Annotated in this window: 20 protein-coding genes and 1 pseudogene; 9 read left to right on the top strand and 12 right to left on the bottom strand. The window is 72.8% G+C overall.

The genetic code is table 11. From position 1 onward, the window contains the following. Window positions 1–161 precede the first annotated feature (161 nt). The 5 genes from IE257_RS23235 to paaA are packed head-to-tail and all read right to left on the bottom strand — an operon-like array spanning window position 162 to window position 3857. Window positions 162–1265, bottom strand: coding sequence for a 2Fe-2S iron-sulfur cluster-binding protein (locus IE257_RS23235; RefSeq protein WP_189971650.1), 1104 nt, complete (start codon window positions 1263–1265; stop codon window positions 162–164). Continuing rightward, window positions 1266–1772, bottom strand: a complete 507-nt coding sequence (gene paaD / locus IE257_RS23240) for a 1,2-phenylacetyl-CoA epoxidase subunit PaaD (protein WP_189971651.1) — start codon at window positions 1770–1772, stop codon at window positions 1266–1268. After that, a complete protein-coding gene (gene paaC, locus IE257_RS23245; RefSeq protein ID WP_189971652.1) occupies window positions 1766–2518 on the bottom strand; it encodes a 1,2-phenylacetyl-CoA epoxidase subunit PaaC in 753 nt (250 codons plus the stop codon). Before paaC ends, paaD begins: the two co-directional genes overlap by 7 nt. Beyond that, on the bottom strand, window positions 2515–2799 hold the full coding sequence (paaB, locus tag IE257_RS23250; RefSeq protein ID WP_030009045.1) for a 1,2-phenylacetyl-CoA epoxidase subunit PaaB: 285 nt from the start codon (window positions 2797–2799) through the stop codon (window positions 2515–2517). The genes paaC and paaB overlap by 4 nt, the downstream gene beginning before the upstream one ends. Continuing rightward, on the bottom strand, window positions 2796–3857 hold the full coding sequence (gene paaA / locus IE257_RS23255) for a 1,2-phenylacetyl-CoA epoxidase subunit PaaA (RefSeq protein ID WP_189971653.1): 1062 nt from the start codon (window positions 3855–3857) through the stop codon (window positions 2796–2798). Before paaA ends, paaB begins: the two co-directional genes overlap by 4 nt. A 135-nt stretch (window positions 3858–3992) precedes the next feature. On the opposite strand from paaA, the gene IE257_RS23260 reads away from it, so the two are divergent. The 3 genes from IE257_RS23260 (at window position 3993) to IE257_RS23270 (ending at window position 6641) form a co-directional block, all read left to right on the top strand. After that, window positions 3993–4655, top strand: coding sequence for a DUF5819 family protein (locus IE257_RS23260; protein WP_229920616.1), 663 nt, complete (start codon window positions 3993–3995; stop codon window positions 4653–4655). Then, window positions 4640–5815, top strand: a complete 1176-nt coding sequence (locus IE257_RS23265) for an HTTM domain-containing protein (RefSeq protein ID WP_229920617.1) — start codon at window positions 4640–4642, stop codon at window positions 5813–5815. The genes IE257_RS23260 and IE257_RS23265 overlap by 16 nt, the downstream gene beginning before the upstream one ends. A gap of 64 nt (window positions 5816–5879) precedes the next feature. Next, entirely contained in the window at window positions 5880–6641 is a 762-nt protein-coding gene (locus IE257_RS23270) for a TrmH family RNA methyltransferase (RefSeq protein WP_189971655.1), read from the top strand. Here IE257_RS23270 and IE257_RS38540 read toward each other — a convergent pair. Next, window positions 6597–7529, bottom strand: a pseudogene (locus IE257_RS38540) (hypothetical protein); the annotation flags it as partial. The gene IE257_RS23270 and the pseudogene IE257_RS38540 sit on opposite strands and share 45 nt — an antisense overlap. A gap of 101 nt (window positions 7530–7630) precedes the next feature. On the opposite strand from IE257_RS38540, the gene IE257_RS23275 reads away from it, so the two are divergent. Beyond that, on the top strand, window positions 7631–8278 hold the full coding sequence (locus tag IE257_RS23275) for a MerR family transcriptional regulator (RefSeq protein WP_189971656.1): 648 nt from the start codon (window positions 7631–7633) through the stop codon (window positions 8276–8278). A gap of 58 nt (window positions 8279–8336) precedes the next feature. Here IE257_RS23275 and paaN read toward each other — a convergent pair whose 3' ends face one another. Further along, the gene (paaN, locus tag IE257_RS23280; protein WP_189971657.1) at window positions 8337–10019 is read right to left on the bottom strand and encodes a phenylacetic acid degradation protein PaaN; all 1683 of its coding nucleotides are present in this window, start codon (window positions 10017–10019) and stop codon (window positions 8337–8339) included. A 124-nt stretch (window positions 10020–10143) separates the two neighbouring features. Here paaN and IE257_RS23285 point away from each other — a divergent pair, with 124 nt between their 5' ends. Continuing rightward, complete coding sequence (locus IE257_RS23285; RefSeq protein WP_189971658.1) at window positions 10144–11655, top strand: 3-hydroxyacyl-CoA dehydrogenase; 1512 nt, start codon at window positions 10144–10146, stop codon at window positions 11653–11655. Continuing rightward, a complete protein-coding gene (locus IE257_RS23290; protein ID WP_189971659.1) occupies window positions 11652–12239 on the top strand; it encodes a TetR/AcrR family transcriptional regulator in 588 nt (195 codons plus the stop codon). The genes IE257_RS23285 and IE257_RS23290 overlap by 4 nt, the downstream gene beginning before the upstream one ends. A 129-nt stretch (window positions 12240–12368) precedes the next feature. Here the strand turns inward: IE257_RS23290 and IE257_RS23295 are convergent, their stop codons facing one another. After that, on the bottom strand, window positions 12369–12947 hold the full coding sequence (locus tag IE257_RS23295) for an Lrp/AsnC family transcriptional regulator (protein ID WP_372453149.1): 579 nt from the start codon (window positions 12945–12947) through the stop codon (window positions 12369–12371). Between the two features lie 178 nt (window positions 12948–13125). Here IE257_RS23295 and pdhA point away from each other — a divergent pair, with 178 nt between their 5' ends. The 3 genes from pdhA to IE257_RS23310 are packed head-to-tail and all read left to right on the top strand — an operon-like array spanning window position 13126 to window position 16612. Next, the gene (gene pdhA, locus IE257_RS23300) at window positions 13126–14259 is read left to right on the top strand and encodes a pyruvate dehydrogenase (acetyl-transferring) E1 component subunit alpha (protein WP_189971660.1); all 1134 of its coding nucleotides are present in this window, start codon (window positions 13126–13128) and stop codon (window positions 14257–14259) included. A gap of 47 nt (window positions 14260–14306) precedes the next feature. Beyond that, window positions 14307–15275, top strand: coding sequence for an alpha-ketoacid dehydrogenase subunit beta (locus tag IE257_RS23305; protein ID WP_189972106.1), 969 nt, complete (start codon window positions 14307–14309; stop codon window positions 15273–15275). Continuing rightward, entirely contained in the window at window positions 15275–16612 is a 1338-nt protein-coding gene (locus tag IE257_RS23310; RefSeq protein WP_189971661.1) for a dihydrolipoamide acetyltransferase family protein, read from the top strand. Before IE257_RS23305 ends, IE257_RS23310 begins: the two co-directional genes overlap by 1 nt. A gap of 146 nt (window positions 16613–16758) precedes the next feature. Here IE257_RS23310 and IE257_RS23315 read toward each other — a convergent pair whose 3' ends face one another. The 4 genes from IE257_RS23315 to IE257_RS23330 are packed head-to-tail and all read right to left on the bottom strand — an operon-like array spanning window position 16759 to window position 21045. Then, window positions 16759–17736: an NAD(P)H-quinone oxidoreductase gene (locus IE257_RS23315; RefSeq protein WP_189971663.1), complete on the bottom strand. Its 978-nt coding sequence runs from the start codon at window positions 17734–17736 to the stop codon at window positions 16759–16761. A gap of 26 nt (window positions 17737–17762) precedes the next feature. After that, entirely contained in the window at window positions 17763–18863 is a 1101-nt protein-coding gene (locus tag IE257_RS23320; RefSeq protein WP_189971665.1) for a potassium channel family protein, read from the bottom strand. Continuing rightward, a complete protein-coding gene (locus IE257_RS23325; RefSeq protein WP_189971667.1) occupies window positions 18851–20158 on the bottom strand; it encodes a molybdopterin molybdotransferase MoeA in 1308 nt (435 codons plus the stop codon). Before IE257_RS23325 ends, IE257_RS23320 begins: the two co-directional genes overlap by 13 nt. Beyond that, window positions 20155–21045: an NTP transferase domain-containing protein gene (locus IE257_RS23330; RefSeq protein ID WP_189971669.1), complete on the bottom strand. Its 891-nt coding sequence runs from the start codon at window positions 21043–21045 to the stop codon at window positions 20155–20157. The genes IE257_RS23325 and IE257_RS23330 overlap by 4 nt, the downstream gene beginning before the upstream one ends. Between the last annotated feature and the right edge of the window lie 35 nt (window positions 21046–21080).

Here is a 21080-nt window from a genome sequence, read left to right on the forward strand (position 1 = left end):
CCTGTCCTCCCGCACGTTCGGGTCTGACGGTGTCGCGTCTGACGGTGCGTCAAGATAGAACAGGTTCTTGAAAATGGACAGGCCTTGAAAAGCGACAGGGCGTGAAAAGGGTCGGGCCCCTGTCGTGGGACAGGGGCCCGACCGCAGGGACGTCGTTCCGCTCAGCGGTCGAAGTCGATCTCCACTTCCTCGGTGACCGGGTGCGACTGGCAGGCCAGGACGAACCCGGCGTCGGTCTCCTCGGCCTCCAGCGCGAAGTTCCGCTCCATCCGGACCTCGCCCGAGACCACGAACGCCCGGCAGGTGCCGCAGACCCCGCCCTTGCAGGCGTACGGGGCGTCCGCGCGGTTGCGCAGCACGGCGTCCAGCAGGGACTCGCCGTCCTGGACCGGCCAGGTGCCCGAACGGCCGTCGAGCCGCGCGGTGACCCGCCCGTGCGCGGGCGCCGTCCCGGCGTCGGCGCGGACCGTCGGCGGGGTGTCCTCGACGTGGAAGATCTCCTCGTGCACCCGGGTCCGGGCGACACCGAGCGAGCCCAGGGTCCGCTCCGCGCCCTGCACCAGGCCGTACGGGCCGCACAGGAACCAGCCCGTCACCTCGGTCACCGGCAGCAGCGCGGGCAGCAGGGCCGCCAGCCGCTCCTCGTCCAGCCGGCCGGAGGGCAGCCCGGACTCCTGCTCCTCCCGGGACAGGACCGTCACCAGCTGGAACCGCGCCGGATACCGGTCCTTGAGGTCGGCGACCTCCTCCAGGAACATCGTCGAGGCCGCCGTACGGTCGCTGCGCACCAGACAGAAACGGGCGTCGGGGCGGGCGGCCAGCAGGCTCGCGGCGATCGACAGCACCGGCGTGATGCCGCTGCCGCCGACGATCGCCGCATAGTGCCCCGAGGCCGGGGCGGCGGCGGGGTCCAGTACGAAGCGCCCGGCCGGAACCATGACGTCCAGCACGTCCCCCGCGACGATCTCCTTGTGCGCGAACGTGGAGAACTCGCCGCCCTCCACCAGTCGCACCCCGACCCGCAGCCATGCCGGGCCCGGGCCGTCCGCGGACGGTGCCGGGGAGCAGATGGAGTAGGTGCGGCGGACCTCCGCACCGCCCTCGGGGGCGGTACGGCGCAGCGTCAGGTGCTGGCCCGGGGCGTGCCGGTACTCCTCGCGCAGTTCCTCGGGGACGCGCAGGGTCAGTGCCACCGAGTCGTCGGTGAGCCGGTCGACTGCCGCCACCGTCAGCGGGTGAAACGCGCCGTGGCGGGGGGCGGCCATCTACAGCTCCTTGAAGTGGTCGAACGGTTCGCGGCAGGCGGTGCAGCGGCGCAGCGCCTTGCATGCGGTGGAGGAGAAGCGGCTGAGCAGTTCGGTGTCGGTCGATCCGCAGTTCGGGCAACGGACCGACAGGGTCAGCGGGACCGGTCCGCCGGCCGCGTGCGGGCGGGGCGGGGCGATACCGAACTCGGCGAGCTTGCGGCGGCCCTCGGCGCTGATGTCGTCGGTCGACCAGGCGGGGGCGAGCACCGTGGTCACCCGCACCTCGGGGATGCCGTGGCCGGTCAGGGCCCGCTCGATGTCGGCGGACATGGCCTCGATGGCCGGGCAGCCGGTGTAGGTCGGCGTGAGGGTGACCTCGGCGTGGCCGTCCTCGTGCATCCGCACGCCGCGCACCACGCCGAGCTCGCCGAGGGTGAGCACGGGCAGTTCCGGGTCCGGGACGGAGCCGGCCAGCGCGGCCAGTTCCGCCTCCAGGCGGGTCGTTCCGGCGTCGGCAGTCACCATGACGCCCCCGGGTGGCTGCGGTGCAGGTGCTGCATCTCGGCGACCATCCGGCCGAAGGACTCGGTGTGCAGGCCCTGCCGTCCGGCGCCGGCCGCCCAGGCACCGGTGCGCGGTCCCTGGGGCAGGTCGAGGCCGGCCCGGTCCAGTACGCCGGTCAGCGCGGCCAGCCAGCGCTGCTCCAGGGCCGCCGGGTCCAGTCCGTCGAGGCCGTCCACCGGCTGGAACATCTCGCCGGTGAACTTCCACAGCGCGTCGAGGGCGGCCCGCATGCGGCTGCGGCTCTCCTCGGTCCCGTCGCCGAGCCGCAGGGTCCACTGCTCGGCGTGGTCGCGGTGGTACGCGGTCTCCTTGACGGCCTTGGCCGCCAGCGGCGCGAAGGGGCCGTCACCACGGGCGAGCTCCCCGTAGACCTCGTGCTGGTAGAAGGAGAAGTAGAGCTGGCGGGCGATGGTGTGGGCGAAGTCGCCGTTCGGCTGCTCGACCAGCTGGAGGTTGCGGAAGGACCGCTCCTCCCGCAGGAACGCCAGCTCGTCCTCGTCGCCGACCAGGGACAACAGGATCCGGGCCTGGCCGAGCAGGTCGAGCGCGATGTTGGCGAGCGCGACCTCCTCCTCCAGGACGGGGGCGTGCCCGGCCCATTCGCCGAGGCGGTGGGAGAGGATCAGCGCGTCGTCGCCGAGCGCGAGTGCCGCCGCGGCGGTGGCGCCGGTGAGGCGGGCCGTGTCGGTGGTGTCGGTGCCGGTCACAGGTGGCTCACCCCCTCCGGGATGTCGTAGAAGGTGGGGTGCCGGTAGGGCTTGTCGGCGGACGGCGCGAAGAACGGGTCCCGCTCGTCCGGAGAGGAGGCGGTGATCTCGGTGGAGGGCACCACCCAGATGGAGATGCCTTCACCGCGCCGGGTGTAGAGGTCGCGGGCGTTGCGCAGGGCCATCTCCGCGTCGGGGGCGTGCAGGCTTCCCGCGTGCGTGTGCGAGAGGCCGCGGCGCGAACGCACGAACACCTCCCACAGGGGCCAGTTCTGCGTCATACCCGTGCCTCCTCGTTCTGTCCGGCGGGGTTCGCCGCCTGCTGTGCTGCCTGCTGTGCCGTCTGCTTCCGCGCGTAGGCCGCGGCCGCGTCACGCACCCAGGCGCCTTCCTCGTGGGCCTTGCGCCGCTGGCCGATCCGCTGCTCGTTGCAGGGACCGTTGCCCTTGAGCACGTCCCAGAACTCCGCCCAGTCGATGGCGCCGAAGTCGTGGTGCCCGCGCTCCTCGTTCCACTTGAGGTCGGGGTCGGGCAGGGTCAGGCCGAGGGACTCGGCCTGCGGGACGGCGATGTCCACGAACCGCTGGCGCAGCTCGTCGTTCGAGTGCCGCTTGATGCGCCAGGCCATCGACTGCGCCGAGTGCGCCGACTCGTCGTCCGGCGGGCCGAACATCATCAGCGACGGCCACCACCAGCGGTCGACCGCGTCCTGGGCCATCGCGTGCTGGGCCTCGGTGCCCCGGGAGAGGGCGAGGAGCAGCTCGTACCCCTGGCGCTGGTGGAAGGATTCCTCCTTGCAGATCCGGACCATGGCGCGCGCGTAGGGCCCGTAGGAGCAGCGGCAGATCGGCACCTGGTTGGTGATCGCCGCGCCGTCCACGAGCCAGCCGATGGCGCCGACGTCCGCCCAGGTCAGGGTGGGGTAGTTGAAGATCGAGGAGTACTTCTGCTTGCCCGAGTGGAGCTTGTCGAGCAGCTCGTCGCGGCTGGTGCCGAGGGTCTCGGCCGCGCTGTACAGGTACAGCCCGTGGCCGGCCTCGTCCTGCACCTTGGCCATCAGGATCGCCTTGCGGCGCAGCGAGGGCGCGCGGGTGATCCAGTTTGCTTCGGGCTGCATGCCGATGATCTCGGAGTGGGCGTGCTGGGCCATCTGGCGGACCAGGGAGGCGCGGTACTCGTCGGGCATCCAGTCACGCGGTTCCACGCGCTCGTCGGCCGCCACGGCCGCGTCGAATGCCGCCGCGAGCTGTGCGCCCAGGTCAGCAGTCATGTCTGTCCCGTCCGTCCCGTCTGCCCCGAGAGCCGTGTCCGGCCCCGTTTCCGGGGTCACTGCCACCATTCCGGCCCCCTGTGAGAGTCCGCTGTCCGACCGACCGACCGATCGTTCGGTTCATTCGCTTCAATGGTGAGACGGCGGCCCGTAGGGTGTCAACCTCTGAGGTCAACCCTGTGGACGCCGGACGATCGGGTGGGGATGGATTCGAACGAGCACGAGCCCGCCGAAGGGGCCGCTCCGCCATCCCCGCGGGCGCCCGGAATAGCCGGTCTGTCGACCCCGTACCGGGTCGTGGCGGCCCTGGCCCTGGGGGCGATCGCGGTGGCCGCCTGCACGCACCTGGCGCTCGTCTTCCTGCACGTGGCCCCGGCCAACACGCTCAGCAAGCAGCACGCGCAGACGATCGACGGCTGGATCTACCCCGAGTTCGAACAGAACTGGAAGCTCTTCGCACCCAACCCGCTGCAGCAGAACATCGCGGTGGAGGCGCGCGCGGAGGTCCGGGGCGCCGACGGTGACGTGACCACCAGCGGCTGGCACGACCTGAGCGCCGAGGACGCCCGGGCCATCCGGCACAGCCTGCTGCCGAGCCATATCCGGCAGAACGAGCTCCGCCGGGCGTGGGACTTCTTCACCGGCTCGCACGACGAGAACAACGAGCCGAACGGCGAGCGCGGCCGGCTGTCCGAGGAGTACCTCCGGCGGATCGCGGTGAACCGGCTCGCCCCCCGGCACCCGGACGGGACCGTCCTGCGGGTCCAGCTGCGCTCGGCGAGCACGTCGGTGCCCGCGCCGAAGTGGAGCGACGAGACCACCGACACCCAGACCTACTACCGGGAGCTGCCGTGGTGGACGGTGTGAAGCGCGCCCGCGAGGCGGCCGGTCGGGTGGCCGCGCAGGTCACCGGGCAGGCGCTGGGCCCGTACCAGAGCGCGGTGGTGCGCATCGGCTTCGCCGCTACCTGGCTCTTCTTCCTGCTGCGCGAGTTCCCCAACCGGGCCGAGCTGTACGGGCCGGACGGGCCGTGGAGCTGGGCGCTGGCCCAGCGGCTGATCGACTCCAACCATGCCTTCACGGTGTTGATGTGGTCCGGTTCGGGGCTGTGGTTCGAGATCGTCTACGCGGTGTCCGTGCTGGCGAGCGTGGGGCTGCTGCTGGGCTGGCGGACGCGGGCGACCTCGGTGCTCTTCATGATCGGAGTGCTGTCGCTGCAGAACCGCAGCGTGTTCATGGGCGACGGCGGGGACAACGTCATCCACCTGATGGCGATCTACCTGGTGCTGACCCGGTGCGCGCAGGTGTGGTCGCTGGACGCCCGCCGGGCCCGTACGCGCGGCTCGGCGACGGCGACGGCCGGGGCGGCCGGGCCGGTGCTGTGGGGTGTGCTGGGGGCGGTGTTCGCCTACGGCGCGGCGACCGGGCGGTTCGGCTTCGGCTGGCTGGCGGCGTTCGCGGCGCTGTGGGTGGTCGGCGGGCTGTGGTGGATGGTCGACCGCTACGAACCGGAGGGCGAGGGGCGGGCGGTACTGGACGTCCTGGCGAACCTGCTGCACAACGCGGGAATGCTGGTGATCATGGTTGAGGTCTGCCTGATCTACGCGACGGCGGGCTGGTACAAGATCCAGGGGTCCCGGTGGCAGGACGGGACGGCGCTGTACTACCCGCTGGGGCTGGATTACTTCTCGCCGTGGCCGGCGCTGTCGGCACTGGTGGCGGGCAGCGGGACGCTGGTGATGCTGCTGTCGTACGGGACGGTGGTGGTGCAGGTGGCGTTTCCGTTCACCCTGTTCAACCGGCGGATCAAGAACGTGCTGCTCGCCGTGATGATGTTGGAGCATGCGGGGATCGCGGTGCTGCTGGGACTGCCGTTCTTCTCCATGGCGATGATCGCCGCGGACGCGGTGTTCCTGCCGACGGGGTTCCTGGTGTGGCTGGGGGCGCGGGTCGCTGTGCGCCGGCGGCGTGCGGTGGAGCCGGCGGCGGATCCCGCCGAGCCGCTGCCGGTGCCCGCGCCGCGCTGACGGAGCCCCGCGGCGGCGCCTCCCGGGGTCAGGGCGGAGCCCGGGCGGACCGTAGGGTCGGGGTATGGACGAGACGGTGCGGGAGTGGCGGGAGGCCGAGCAGGCCGGAGGTCTCGTCGTGCTCGACGGGTTCCATGCGCTGAAGCACGCGCTGCGGTTCGGGGCCGATGTGCGGATGGTCATCGCCGAGGATCCCGCCGCCGTACGGGCGCTGGCCCGTGAGCTGGCTCCGGATGTCGAGGGCGCCGTGGGGCACCTCGCGCGGCGGGCCGACCTCAAGGAGGTGCTGCCCCGTGTGCACCCCACCGGCGTCGCGGCCCTCGCGGTGCGGCCCGACCGGGCGGCCGGCATCGCGGGGCTGGGGCGGCTGCCCCGGCCGGCGCCCGTCGTCGTCCTCGACAACCCCCGCAACCTCGGCAACGTCGGAGCCGTCGTCCGGCTCGCCGCCGGCTTCGGCGCCACCGGCGTGGTGACCCGCGGCGACCTCGACCCGTGGCACCCGAACGTGGTCCGGGCCGGCGCCGGGCTGCACTACGCCACCACCGTCGAGCGCCTCGAACTGGACGAGCTGCCGCCCGGGCCGCTCTACGCGCTCGATCCCGAGGGCACCGACATCCGCGCCCTCACCCTCCCGGACGACGCGCTGCTCGCCTTCGGATCGGAACGCCACGGCATCTCACCGGAGCTGCGTGCCCGGGCCGACCACCTCGTCTCCCTGCCGATGCGCCCCCAGGTCTCCAGCTACAACCTCGCCACCAGCGTGGCCATGACCCTCTTCCACTGGGGCGGCCCCCCGGCCCAGGAGCAGGACGGCGACCACGCCTAGAACGCCCGCGGCCAGGATCGCCGCGGCCGCGCCGAGGGTCGTCCCGTCCGGGTGGACCAGCGCCTGGCCGCGCAGTGCCTGCCACGTGACCAGCGCGAACGTCGCTGCGTACACCCCGGACGCCACCAGGGTCAGCCCCAGCCGCACCCGTTCCCGGCGGAGCAGGGCGAAGCGGCCGGCGAGGGCGGCCAGGACGAGTACGAGCAGGGGCAGCAGCTGTAGCGCGTGCATGCCGAAGAAGTGCGGGATGCGCAGGTCGCCACCGGTGGTCGACCAGCCGGTGAGCGCCATGGCGGGCCCGCCGTCCGGCACGCCCACGCTGTGGGCGCCCACCACCGGAGCGCCGTCGACCGCGAGCTGCGCCTCGGTCGGGGTGGTCATCAGGAAGCCGAGTCCGGCGCCCGCGAGGGCGAGCACGGCGGCGATCCGGATCGACCAGGTGGTGGCCCGGTCGGCGGTGCGGAAGCGGAAGAGCAGGACGGCGATGACGAGCGTCGCCGTCCAGAGCACGACGACGGTCGCGGCCATGGCGCTGTAGACCTGTGCGTCGAAGGGCGTCCGCTGGTTGAAGTGGCTCTGACGGCCCCGGGCCGCCTGTCCCGTGATGAGCAGCATCTCCACCAGGCTCGCCGCGGCGACGACCGTACCGGCCCACCAGGCAGGCCTGCGCAGGCGCGGGCGGGCGGCTACGGCGAGGGAGATCATCCAGGCCAGGCTGAGCGAGTAGCCGACGAACGAGACGGCGAACTTGAAGGGCTTGGCCCAGATCGGGGCGCCGACCAGCATCCGGTCGTCGACGGCGAGCCCCACGGCTGAGCCGACGGCCCACACCGCCATCACTGCGGCGAACAGCGTCAGTGGACGGTGCCAGGTACGTAACGCAGACATGGGGCCCCCTAAGGAACGGATAGTGGCGCTTACCGCTATCTGATAGCGCCACTATCTATGATGGGCGGGCAACAGGGCAAGGAGAAACGAGTGAACACGCCATGCGCATCGGAGAGTTGAGCCGCCGTACCGGGGTGCCGGTACCGACGATCAAGTACTACGTCCGGGAAGGCCTGCTGCCGGCGGGCGAGTTGAGCAGTCCCAACCAGGCCAGCTACGACGAGGGGCACGAGCGCCGGCTGCGCCTGGTCCGCGCGCTGCTGGAGGTCGGCGGGCTGTCGGTGGCGGCCATCGGCGATGTCCTCACGGCGATCGACGACAAGGAGCAGCCGGTGCACAAGCTGCTCGGCACCGCGGCCCGGCGGATGGTGCCCGAGTACGGTGACGCTGCCGGCCAGGACGATGCCGAGGCGGTACTGGCCCGGGAGAAGGTGGCACGGCTGATCGAGGCGCGCGGCTGGCACGTCGGGCCCGGCAACAAGGCCGTCGGCGCGCTGGAGGCCGCGCTCGCCTCACTCGCGCGGGTGGGCCACGGCTCCTTCGCCGAACTCCTCGACGACTACGCCGAGGCGGCCGAGCAGGTGGCCCGGGTCGATCTGGAGTACACGGCCCGCCGGGTGGACCGGGAGGGCCTGGTCGAGGCGGTGGTCGTGGGCACCGTGGTGGGCGACGCGATGTTCGCGGCCCTGCGCAGGATGGCCCAGGTGGACGCCTCCTCCCGCATCTTCGCTCAGGAGCTGCCGGAGTAGCAGAGCGCGAGAAGCAGGAGGAGGCCGGTCCACCCGGGCCGGGTGCTGCGGTACGCGGTTACGCCTGGCGGCGGACCTCCACCACCCGGAAGCGGTTCGCGACGAAGGCGCCGTCGCACAGCGCCGCGTTGGCCGCCGGGTTGCCGCCGGAGCCGTGGAAGTCCGAGAACGCGGCGGTCTGGTTGACGAACACTCCACCGGTCAGGTTCAGCGAGAGCTGCGCGGACTCCTCCAGGCAGACCTCCTCGATCGCCCGCTCGGTGTCCGCCGACGTCGTGTACGCGCCCACCGTCATGGCGCCCTTCTCCCGCACCGTGCGGCGCAGCAGTTCGAGGGCGTCGGCGGTGGTGTCCACGGCAACCGCGAACGAGACCGGGCCGAAGCACTCGGACAGGTACGGCGCCTCCGGGTCGGGCTTGGCCGCGTCCAGCTTGACCATCACCGGGGTGCGGACCACGGCGTCCGGGAACTCGGGATTCGTGACCTCGCGGGAGGCCAGGGCGACCTCGCCCAGGGCGGACGCGGCCTCCAGCCGGGCCTTGACGTCCGGGTTGACCAGCGCGCCGAGCAGCGCGTTGGCCCGGGCGTCGTCGCCCAGCAGGCCGCCGACCGAGGCGGCGAGGTCGGCGACGACCTCGTCGTATGTCTTGTGGCCGGCGTCCGTCGCGATGCCGTCGCGCGGGATCAGCAGGTTCTGCGGGGTGGTGCACATCTGGCCGCTGTACAGGGACAGCGAGAAGGCCAGGTTGGACAGCATGCCCTTGTAGTTGTCGGTGGAGTCCAGGACGACCGTGTTGACGCCGGCCTTCTCCGTGTAGACCTGCGCCTGGCGGGCGTTGGTCTCCAGCCAGTCACCGAACTCGGTGGACCCGGTGTAGTCGATCAGCTTGATCTCGGGGCGGACGGCGAGCGCCTTGGCGATGCCCTCGCCCGGGCGCTCGACCGCGAGCGCCACCAGGTTCTGGTCGAAGCCCGCCTCCGCCAGGACCTCCCGCGCGACCAGGACGGTCAGCGCGAGCGGCAGTACGGCCCGCGGGTGCGGCTTGACCAGCACCGCGTTGCCGGTGGCGAGGGAGGCGAAGAGGCCCGGATAGCCGTTCCAGGTCGGGAAGGTGTTGCAGCCGATCATGAGGGCGATGCCGCGCGGGACGGCGGTGAAGCTCTTGCCGAGCTCCAGCGGGTCCTTCTTGCCCTGCGGCTTCGACCAGTCGGCCCGGCCCGGGACCCGGGTCTGCTCCTCGTACGCGTAGGCCACGGCCTCCAGGCCGCGGTCCTGTGCGTGCGGGCCGCCGGCCTGGAACGCCATCATGAAGGCCTGGCCGCTGGTGTGCATGACCGCGTGCGCGAACTCGTGGGTCCGGGCGGAAATGCGGGCCAGGATCTCGATACAGACCAGGGCGCGCGCCTCGGGTCCCGCGTCGCGCCAGGCACCCATGCCGGCCTTCATCGCGGGCAGCAGCACGTCCGGGTCCACGTGCGGGTACTCGACACCCAGCTCCGGGCCGTACGGGGACACCTCGGCGCCCGTCCAGCCGTCGGTGCCGGGCTGGCCGAGGTCCAGCCGCGTGCCGCGGAGGGCCTCGAAGGCGGCGAGCCCGTCGGCGGGGGCGGTCTCGCCGTACGCCTTGGGGTGTTCGGGATGCGGGGACCAGTAGGCGCGGCTGCGGATCGCCGACAGGGCCTGGTCCAGGGTGGGCCGGTGCTTGGCGGACAGCTGGGGGACGGTGAGCTCGGCGGCCATCAGGGACCAACTCCTCGTTGAGCCGGGCGAAGGAGAGCAGACTGGAGTTAGAGTAACCGAACGATCGGTCGGGACAAGAGGGCCCGACGGACCTGTGGATAAGTGTGTGCGGGAGGATCAGGACATGACAGCAATCGAGCGGTCCCGCACTGTGGCGGTCGTCGGGGCGGGCACCATGGGCCAGGGCATCGCCCAGGTCGCTCTTCTCGCAGGTCACCGGGTGCTGATCTACGACATCAACGCCTCCCTCGCCGCCGACGGCGTCGGTTTCGTCCAGGACCGGGTCGAGCGGATGGCCGCCAAGGGCCGGCTGGACCGCGCCGAGGCCGAGGAGGCGATCGGCCGGATCGCTCCGGCCGGCGATCTCGCGGATCTCGCCGGGGCCGCCCTCGTCATCGAGGCGGTGGTCGAGAACGTCACCGTGAAGCAGGCGCTCTTCGCCGCGCTCGAAGAAGTGGTCTCCCCGGACGCGCTGCTCGCCACCAACACCTCCTCGCTCTCCGTCACCGAGCTCGCCGCCGGACTCGCGCACCCCGGCCGCTTCCTCGGCCTGCACTTCTTCAACCCGGCCCCGCTGCTCCCGCTCGTCGAGGTGGTCAGCGGTTTCGCGACCGACCCGGCCGCCGCCGAGCGCGCGTACCGCACGGTCCTCGGCTGGGGGAAGACGCCGGTCCGCTGCGCCGACACCCCCGGTTTCATCGTCAACCGGATCGCCCGCCCCTTCTACGCCGAGGCCTTCGCGGTGTACGAGGAGCAGGGCGCCGACCCGGCCACCATCGACGCCGTGCTCCGCGAGAGCGGCGGCTTCAAGATGGGCCCCTTCCAGCTGACCGACCTGATCGGCCAGGACGTCAACGAGGCCGTGACCCGCTCGGTCTGGGAGTCCTTCTTCCGCAGCCCGAAGTTCACCCCCTCCCTCGCCCAGCGCCGGCTCGTCCAGTCCGGCCGCCTCGGCCGCAAGAGCGGGCACGGCTGGTACCCGTACGGTCCGGACGCCGAGACCGCGCTCCCGCACACCGCCGCTCCCGAGGAGGCCCCGGCGAAGGTCACCGTCGTCGGTGACCTCGGCCCGGCCGCCGAGCTGGCCGACCTGCTGGAGGAGGCCGGGATCGCGGTCGCCGCCACCGAGCAGGGGGGCCCGTACATCCAGCTGCCCGGCGAGGGCCAGCTGGTCCTCGCGGACGGCAAGACCTCGGTCGAGTTCGCCGATGTCGTCTACTTCGACCTCGCGCTCGACTACCGCGGTGCCACCCGGATCGCGCTCTCCGCGAGCGAGGACACCAGCGAGCGGACCCTCGCCGAGGCGATCGGCCTCTTCCAGAAGCTGGGCAAGCAGGTCTCCGTGATCGGCGACGTCCCGGGAATGATCGTCGCGCGGACCGTCGCGATGCTGATCGACCTGACGGCCGACGCGGTCGCCCGCGGTGCGGCCTCGGCCGAGGACATCGACACGGCGATGCGGCTCGGCGTCAACTACCCGCTGGGTCCCGTCGAATGGCACGAGCGGCTCGGCCGGGACTTCGCCTACGACCTGCTGCACAACCTCGACGAGCGCTGTCCCGGGGGCCGGTACGCGCCCTCCCTGGCCCTGTTCAAGCTGGGCTACGCCGCGGACGACGAGGAGGGCGACGAGTGACGACGGCCAAGCGGGACACGTACACCCCCGAGACCCTGCTGTCGGTCGCCGTCCAGGTCTTCAACGAGCGCGGCTACGACGGCACCTCCATGGAGCACCTGTCCAAGGCCGCGGGCATCTCGAAGTCCTCGATCTACCACCACGTCGCGGGCAAGGAAGAGCTGCTGCTGCGGGCCGTCAGCCGCGCCCTCGACGGGCTCTTCGCGATCCTGGAGGAGCCGGGAGCGGTACGGGGCCGGGCCGTCGAGCGCGTCGAGTACGTCACGCGCCGCACGGTCGAGGTGCTGGTCGGCGAGCTGCCGTACGTGACGCTGCTGCTGCGCGTGCGCGGCAACACCCGCACCGAGCGGTGGGCGCTGGAGCGCCGGCGCGAGTTCGACCACCAGGTCGCCGACCTGCTCAAGGCGGCGGCCGCGGACGGCGACCTGCGGGCGGACGTGGACATCCGGCTCGCCACCCGCCTCCTCTTCGGCATGGTGAACTCCCTGGTCGAGTGGTACCGCCCGCACTCGGGCACGGGCCCCGACCAGCTCGCGGACGCCGTGGTCCACATGGCCTTCGACGGCCTGCGCACCGTCCGCTGACGCTGCTGACCCGAGCGCCGACCACCCGACCCACCCGACCCACCCGACCCACCCCGGCCCCGCCGGACCCCGAACGCCCCCGGTACGGCCGTGCAGGCCCTGCCGGGGGCGTCGTGGCACCCGGACGGCCTACTCCTCGCTGATCGCCGCGGAACCGCCGACCGGGCCGGGGCCCGGGCCCGCGTCCAGGAGATCCGTTTCCTCGAACACCAGCAGGGTCCGCGTCGAGAGGACCTCCGGGATGGCCTGGAGGCGGGTCAGGACCAGCTCGCGCAGGGTCCGGTTGTCCGGGGTGTGCACCAGCAGCAGGACATCGAAGTCCCCGCTGACCAGCGCGATGTGCGCGGCGCCCGGGAGCTCGCGCAGCTGCTCGCGGACCGTCCGCCAGGAGTTCTGGACGATCTTCAGGGTGATATAGGCGGATGCGCCCTGGCCTGCGCGTTCGTGATTGACGCGGGCCGTGAACCCGCGGATCACCCCGTCGTCGATGAGCCGGTTGATCCGGGCGTAGGCATTCGCCCGCGAGACGTGCACCTGCTCCGCCACCGACCGTATGGACGCCCGTCCGTCCGCCTGGAGCAGTCGCATGATCGACCGGTCGATCGGATCCAGGGGACGGGGGGTGGCGGGCGGGACCGCGGAGGCTCCCGGTGCGCCCCCCGGCGGAGCCGGTGCGGAACCCGGTCCGGCCATTTGTTCATCCGGCATTGCCCGATGCCTCCCTCTCCTGGACGTCCTGCATCCATCCCAGGGCCCCGACGCCAGTTTGTCCACAGCCTGGAGCCGCCTGTAGCCAAATTGCGCGGACAACCGAACAATCGGTAGGTGAGGGGCCTCACACCCGGGGCACCCCCTGCCCGCTTCCCACGAGGAGGTGTACGCCGCCATGACGGTCCAAGAGCTGCCCGGTGCCGGTGCGTCCCACCGTTCCACCCCGCCCGCCTGGAGGCCCCGTACGGATGCCGCCCCGCTGCTCCCGGACCCCGAGCCCTACCGGGTGCTGGGCACCGAGGCGGCCGACGGCCTCGACCCGGAGCTGATGCGCCGCTGCTACGCCGAGCTGGTGCGCGGCCGGCGCTACAACGCCCAGGCCACGGCGCTCACCAAGCAGGGCCGGCTTGCCGTCTACCCCTCCACCGTGGGCCAGGAGGCCTGCGAGATCGCGGCCGCGCTGGTCCTGGAGGACCAGGACTGGCTGTTCCCGAGCTACCGCGACACCCTGGCGGCCGTGGCGCGCGGCCTGGACCCCGTCCAGGCACTGACGCTGCTGCGCGGCGACTGGCACACCGGGTACGACCCGCGTGAGCACCGCATAGCCCCGCTCTCGACCCCGCTCGCCACCCAGCTGCCGCACGCGGTGGGCCTGGCGCACGCGGCCCGGCTGCGCGGTGACGACGTCGTCGCGCTCGCCATGGTCGGCGACGGCGGCACCAGCGAGGGCGACTTCCACGAGGCGCTGAACTTCGCCGCCGTCTGGCAGGCCCCGGTGGTCTTCCTCGTGCAGAACAACGGCTTCGCGATCTCCGTCCCGCTCGCCAAGCAGACCGCCGCCCCGACGTTGGCCCACAAGGCCGTGGGGTACGGGATGCCCGGCCGGCTGGTCGACGGCAACGACATCGCCGCGATGCACGAGGTGCTCTCCGAGGCGGTCCGGCGGGCCCGGTCCGGAGGCGGCCCGACCCTGATCGAGGCCGTCACGTACCGGATGGAGGCCCACACGAACGCCGACGACGCGACCCGCTACCGCGGTGACGCCGAGGTCGAGGCCTGGAAGGCGCACGACCCGATCGATCTGCTGGAGCGTGAGCTGACCGCCCGCGGCATCATCGACGAGGCGGCGATCCGCTCGGCGCGCGACGAGGCCGAGACGATGGCCGCGGCGCTCCGCGAGGGGATGAACGCGGACCCGGTGGTGGACCCGATGGACCTGTTCGCGCACGTGTACGCGGAGCAGACGGACCGACTGCGCGAGCAGGCGGCCATGCTCCGTGCAGAGCTGGAAGCCGAGGACCAGGCGTGACGACGGTGGCTGCGAAGTCCGCGAAGTCGGGGGTCAAGCCCTCGACGATGGCACAGGCCCTGACCCGGGCGATGCGCGACGCGATGGCCGAGGACCCGACCGTGCACGTCATGGGCGAGGACGTCGGGACGCTCGGTGGGGTCTTCCGGATCACGGACGGGCTCGCGAAGGAGTTCGGCGAGGACCGTTGTACGGACACCCCCCTCGCGGAGGCGGGCATCCTGGGCGCGGCGGTCGGCATGGCCATGTACGGGCTGCGCCCGGTCGTCGAGATGCAGTTCGACGCCTTCGCGTACCCGGCGTTCGAGCAGCTGATCTCGCACGTGGCGAAGATGCGCAACCGGACCCGCGGAGCCATGCCGCTGCCGATCACGATCCGGGTGCCGTACGGCGGCGGGATCGGCGGCGTGGAGCACCACTGCGACTCCTCCGAGGCGTACTACGTGGCCACGCCCGGCCTCACGGTCGTGACCCCGGCGACCGTCGAGGACGCCTACGGGCTGCTGCGCGCGTCGATCGCGAGCGACGACCCGGTGGTCTTCCTGGAGCCGAAGCGGCTCTACTGGTCGAAGGCGGACTGGCGGCCCGAGGCGCCGACGCCCGTGCCCGGCATCGGGAAGGCGCTGGTCCGGCGGGCCGGCACGAGCGCCACCCTGATCACCTACGGGCCCTCGCTGCCGGTGTGCCTGGAGGCGGCCGAGGCAGCCCGCCAGGAGGGCTGGGAGCTGGAGGTCGTCGACCTGCGCTCGCTGGTCCCCTTCGACGAGAACACGGTCGTGGAGTCCGTACGCCGCACCGGGCGCGCGGTCGTGGTCCACGAGGCCGGCGGCTTCGGCGGACCGGGCGCGGAGATCGCCGCCCGCGTCACGGAGCGCTGCTTCCACCACCTGGAGGCGCCGGTGCTGCGGGTGACGGGCTTCGACATCCCCTATCCGCCGCCGATGCTGGAGAAGCACCACCTGCCGGGTGTGGACCGGATCCTGGACGCCGTGGCGCGCCTGCAGTGGGAGAACTGATGCCGCAGGTAATGGAATTCAAGCTTCCCGATCTCGGGGAGGGCCTGACCGAGGCCGAGATCGTCCGCTGGCTCGTGGCAGTGGGCGATGTCGTCGCCATCGACCAGCCGGTGGTCGAGGTCGAGACGGCCAAGGCGATGGTGGAGGTTCCGTGCCCCTACGGCGGTGTGGTCACCGCCCGGTTCGGGGAGGAGGGCACGGAACTGCCCGTCGGAGCAGCGCTGATCACCGTGGCGGTGGGGGCGTCGTCGCTTCCCGCCGAGGCTGCGGCCGCGCAGGCGGACGGAGCCGAGGGCGAGGGCGCCGGCAATGTGCCCCGGCCCCTGATCGGTTACGGCGAGGACCACTCGCGCCCGGCGCGTCGGCGACGGGTGCGACCCGTCACCGCCGCGGTGTCGGCCCCCGTCGTCGCCGCTCCGGCGGCTCCGGCGGTCCCCGTGGCTCCGGCGGCTCCCGCCGGGCCGGTGCCGGTGATCTCGCCGCTGGTGCGCAAGCTGGCCAAGGACGGCGGGGTCGACCTGCGCGCGCTGCGCGGGTCGGGCCCCGACGGGTTGATCCTGCGGGCGGACGTCGAGGCGGCGCTGGCCGCGCTGCGCGCGCCCGAGCCGGCCCCGGTCGCCTCCGTGGCGTCGCCGACGGCGACGGCGCGGGGCGAGCGGATCCCGCTCAAGGGCGTGCGCGGGGCGGTCGCCGAGAAGCTGTCGCGCAGCCGCCGGGAGATCCCGGACGCCACCTGCTGGGTCGACGCGGACGCCACCGAGCTGATGGCCGCCCGGGCCGCGATGAACGCCGTGGGCGGGCCCAAGATCTCCGTGCTCGCACTCCTGGCCCGGATCTGCACGGCTGCCCTGGCCCGGTACCCGGAGCTCAACTCCACCGTGGACCTCGCGGCCAAGGAGATCGTCCGGCTCCCTTCCGTGCACCTGGGCTTCGCCGCGCAGACCGAGCGGGGCCTGGTGGTCCCGGTGGTCCGGGACGCCCAGAACCGCAACCCCGAGTCCCTGTCCGCGGAGTTCGCCCGCCTGACCGAACTGGCCCGGGCCGGGAAGCTGGCTCCCGCGGACCTGACCGGCGGCACCTTCACCCTGAACAACTACGGGGTGTTCGGGGTCGACGGCTCCACGCCGATCATCAACCACCCCGAGGCGGCCATGCTGGGTGTGGGCCGGATCATCGACAAGCCGTGGGTCCACGAGGGGCAGTTGGCGGTCCGGAAGGTGGTTCAGCTGTCGCTGACCTTCGACCACCGGGTGTGCGACGGGGGTACGGCGGGCGGCTTCCTCCGCTTCGTCGCGGACTGCGTCGAATCCCCGGCGGTCCTGCTGCGCAGCCTGTAGCTCAGCGGTGGGGCGGGGCGGAATCCGCTGCGCGGAGCTTCTGCCCGCCCCACCCTTCGCGTTTCCCGGGGCTCCGCCCCGGACCCCGGTCCTCGAACGCCGGACGGGCTGAAATTCAGCCCCGCCGGCGTGTGAGGCGGCCGGCCTCACACCGTGAGCAGGAGCTTGCCCACGTGGCTGCTCGACTCCAGTACCCGGTGCGCCTCGGCGGCATCCCGCATCGGGAAGGCCGCGTGGACCACCGGGCGGACCCGCCCCGCGGCCACCAGCGGCCACACGTGCTCGCGTACGGCGGCGATGATGGCCGCCTTCTCCTCCAGCGGGCGGGCCCGCAGCGAGGTGGCGGTCACCGCCGCCCGCTTGGCCAGCAGCGCGCCGAGGTTCAGCTCGGCCTTCGCCCCGCCCTGCAGCCCGATCACCGCGAGCCGCCCGTTCACGGCCAGCGCGTCCACGTTCCGGGCCAGGTACTTCGCACCCATGATGTCCAGGATCACGTCCGCCCCGGCACCGCCCGTCGCCTCGCGCAGCTCGGCCACGAAGTCCTGCTCGCGGTAGTCGATCAGGATGTCCGCGCCCAGCTCCTTGCAGCGCGCCAGCTTCTCGGGGCCGCCTGCCGTCACGGCGACCGTCGCGCCCACCGCCTTCGCCAGCTGGATCGCCATCGTGCCGATCCCGCTGGACCCGCCGTGCACCAGCAGGGTCTCGCCGGGGCGGAGTCCGGCCACCATGAACACGTTGGACCACACGGTCGCGACGACTTCGGGCAGGGCGGCCGCCGTCACCAGGTCCACGCCCGCCGGGACCGGCAGCAGCTGGCCCGCCGGCACGGCCACCCGCTCGGCGTACCCGCCACCGGCCAGCAGGGCGCACACCTCGTCGTCCACGGACCAGCCGGACACCCCCGGTCCGATCGCGGCGATCCGGCCGGAGCACTCCAGCCCCGGATGGCGCGACGCGCCGGGCGGCGGATCGTAGAACCCCTGTCGCTGGAGTACGTCGGCGCGGTTCACGGCGCTCGCCGCGACCTCGACGAGGACCTCGCCCTCGCCCGGCACCGGATCGGGTACGTCGGCCCAGACCAGGGCCTCGGGGCCGCCGGGCTGCTCGATGGTGATCGCATGCATGGCCCGGAGGCTACGCCACGGCGCGGCTACTCGGCAGGTCCGAACCTCACCTGCGGTGAGGCCGGCGGCGTCGCCCGCACGATGGTGATGAGACGGTCCGTCAGCTGGATCGGGCTCGCGTGCGGATCGTCGTACGGGAGCAGCCGGTGGCCGCGCACCACGCTCACGACCAGGTCCTCGGTGTCCCGCACCGACTTGCCGGCCTCGGACTTGCGGGCGGGGCGTTCGATGAGGTCGAGGCCGCTGCCCTGCTGGATCAGGTCCTCCATCACGGTGCCCGCGCTCGGGCTGAGCACCGAGAGGCCCAGCAGCCGGCCGGCCGCGCTCGCGCTCGTGATGACCGCGTCGGCACCGGACTGGCGCAGCAGCGGGGCGTTCTCCTCCTCGCGCACCGCCGCGACGATCTTCGCCCCGCGGTTGAGCTGCCGGGCGGTCAGGGTGACCAGGACCGCCGTGTCGTCCCGCTGGGTGGCGATGACGATCTGACGGGCCTTCTGCAGCTCGGCACGGAGCAGGACGTCGGAGCGGGTGGCGTCGCCGACCACGCCCGTGAAGCCCTCCGCGTTGGCCGTGTCGATCACCTTGGCGCTGGGATCGACGATGACGACCTGCTCCTTGGAGAGGCCGGTGGCCAGCAACGTCTGCAGGGCCGAGCGGCCCTTCGTGCCGAAGCCGATGACGACCGTGTGCTCACGCAAGTTCTTCCTCCAGCTCTTCAGCCGCCACTCTTCCCTCGTCCGTTCCGTCAGGACTTCCAGGGTGGTACCGACCAGGATGATCAGGAACAGCACGCGCAGCGGGGTGATCAGCAGGATGTTGATCAGCCGTGCGCTGTCGCTGTACGGCACGATGTCGCCGTAGCCGGTCGTCGACAGCGTCACCGTGGCGTAGTAGAAGCAGTCGAGGAGATCGACTTCCTGGTTGGCGTTGTCGTGGTAGCCGTCGCGGTCGAGCCACACGATGAGGACCGTCAGGAAGAGCACGAACAGCGCCATCAGCAGGCGCTTGGTGACCTGCCTCAGCGGGTTCTCGACGATGCGTTTGGGCAGCTTGATGCGCCGGGAGACGAGTTTCTCGTCGGCGCCGCGGGCCATGGAGTCCTGGCCGTGAAGTTTCACGTGAAACATCCTCCAGCAGCCCAGGGCAGATCGAGAATCTCCAGTTCCTGTCCCGACCGCGCGCCCTTCGGCGGTACGACGGCCAGCGCGTCGGCGGCCGCCACTCCGCGCAGCATCGCGGGGCCGTGGTAGCGCAGCGGTACCGCGTGCTCATCGCTCAGCTGGACCGGGACGAGCCGGGTGTCGTACGGGTGGCCGGGGACGTCGGCCTGCACCGGCGCCGTGTAGCGGGGCCGGCCGCGGCGGCCGGCGAGGGCGCGCAGCAGGGGGTCGGCGAGGGTCAGCAGCCCGGAGACGGCGGCCAGTGGGTTCCCGGGCAGTCCGACCAGGTGGCGCACCGGGTTCCCGTCGGGCGTCGCGGATCCGAGGCGGGCGAGCAGCATGGGGTGCCCGGGCCGCACGGCGACCCCGTCGACCAGCAGTTCGGCGCCCGCCTTCCGCAGCACCGGGTGGACGTGGTCGACGGGTCCGGACGCGGTGCCGCCCGTGGTGACGAGGACGTCGGCGGTGCTCGTGGTGACGGCCTCCAGCAGGGCGGCGGCCCCCTCAGGGTCGTCGCCGAGTCGCCGCGTGCCGATGACCTCGGCGCCGAGCCGGTCGATCCAGGGTCCGAGCATGGGGCTGAGGGCGTCGCGCACCAGCCCCTCGTGCGGGAGGCCCTCGGTGAGCAGCTCGTCGCCGAGCACCAGGATCTCCACGAGGGGGCGGGGCCGGGTGGTCAGCTCGTCGTACCCGGCGGCCGCCGCGAGCCCCAGCACGGCCGGGGTGACCAGGGACCCGGTGGGCAGCAGCAGGTCGCCGGAGCGGCACTCCTGGCCGCGCGGGCGGATGTCCTGGCCGGTGAGGACGGGCCGGTCCGCGAAGAGCTGGCTGCCGGCCTCGCGGCAGTGCTCGGTGCGGATGACGGCGGTGGTGTCGGCGGGGATCCGGGCGCCGGTGGCGATCCGCACGGCCTCGCCGTCCGTCAAGGGGTCGGGCCGCTCGGAGCCGGCCAGGACGCTGCCGCCGGTGCGCACGCTCCAGGGGCCGGGTCCCGCGACGGCCCAGCCGTCCATGGCGGAGGTGTCGAAGGACGGCAGGTCGGACAGCGCGTCCAGGGGGGCGGCCAGGACCTCCCCGAGGGCGTCGGCCAGAGGCACACGGTGGGTCCGGGGCCGGACCCCTTGCCCGGCGCGGACGGCGGTGTCCCGGGCCCGCGACCAGGAGGCCGCGCGACGGCCACCTGCGCCGCCGCTCTCGGGGGCGCGGCTGACCAGGGCCAGGGCCTCGTCGAGGGCCTGCTCGGCGGAGTTCGTGGGGGTCATCCGGAGCCGTTCTGTTCGGCGGAGTCGGCCGCTGCCTCGTCGGCCCAGCGCAGCGCCAGGTCGGCCGCCTTGCGGGAGGCCTCGGCGACGGCCTGGGCGGGGTCGGCGCCGGTGGCGGCGGCGTGGGCGGCCGCGTAGCCGACCAGGAAGGTGGTCAGCGGGGCGGCGGGCCGGGCGACGCCGTGGGCGGCGTCCCGGGCGAGGTCGAGCAGTGTCTTGGTGTCGACGGCGAGGTCGATGCCCAGCTCGCTCTTGACGGCGGTGATCCATTGCTCCAGCACGCTTCCATGCTCCCTGATCCGGGCGCGGGCGACGGCGAGATCCTCCCAGGTGTCGCAGTCGAAGGAGGCGAGTGGCCGGGAGGTGACGCGGACGAGGTCCAGTTCGGCGGTCAGCGCGCGGAGCGGGAGCCCGGTGAGGGTGCCGTGCTCGGTGGCCAGCAGCGCGATCTCGCGGCGCAGGGGCTCGGCCCGGTACGCGGCGACCAGCGGCTGGTCCCGGCCGTCGGGGTCCCGCAGCAGCGCTCCGTCCGCTCCGTCCGCGCCGTCCGCCCCGGGCCCGCCGGGGGCCTCCAGCAGGGCCCGTACGGTCTCGCGGTCCAGGAACGGCAGGTCGGCGGAGAGTACGAGGACCAGCTCGGCGGTGGTCCGCCGCAGCCCGGCGTCCAGTGCGGCCACGGGCCCGCCGCCGGGCGGGTCCTCACGGGTCCAGTGGACCGGGCGTGCGGTGGGGCGGCGGCCGCCGACCACGACGGTGGTCCGGGCGTCGGGGCAGGCGTCGAGGACGCGGTCGAGGAGTGCGCGGCCGCCGACGCTCAGCGCGGGCTTGTCGGCCCCGCCGAGTCGCCGCGCGGCGCCGCCGGCCAGCACGATCGCGTCGTAACTCATGCCGTTGAGTATGCGGCGCCCAACCCCCCGGCGGG

The sequence above is a fragment of the Streptomyces avidinii genome (genome assembly GCF_014650695.1).
GTDB lineage: Bacteria > Actinomycetota > Actinomycetes > Streptomycetales > Streptomycetaceae > Streptomyces > Streptomyces avidinii.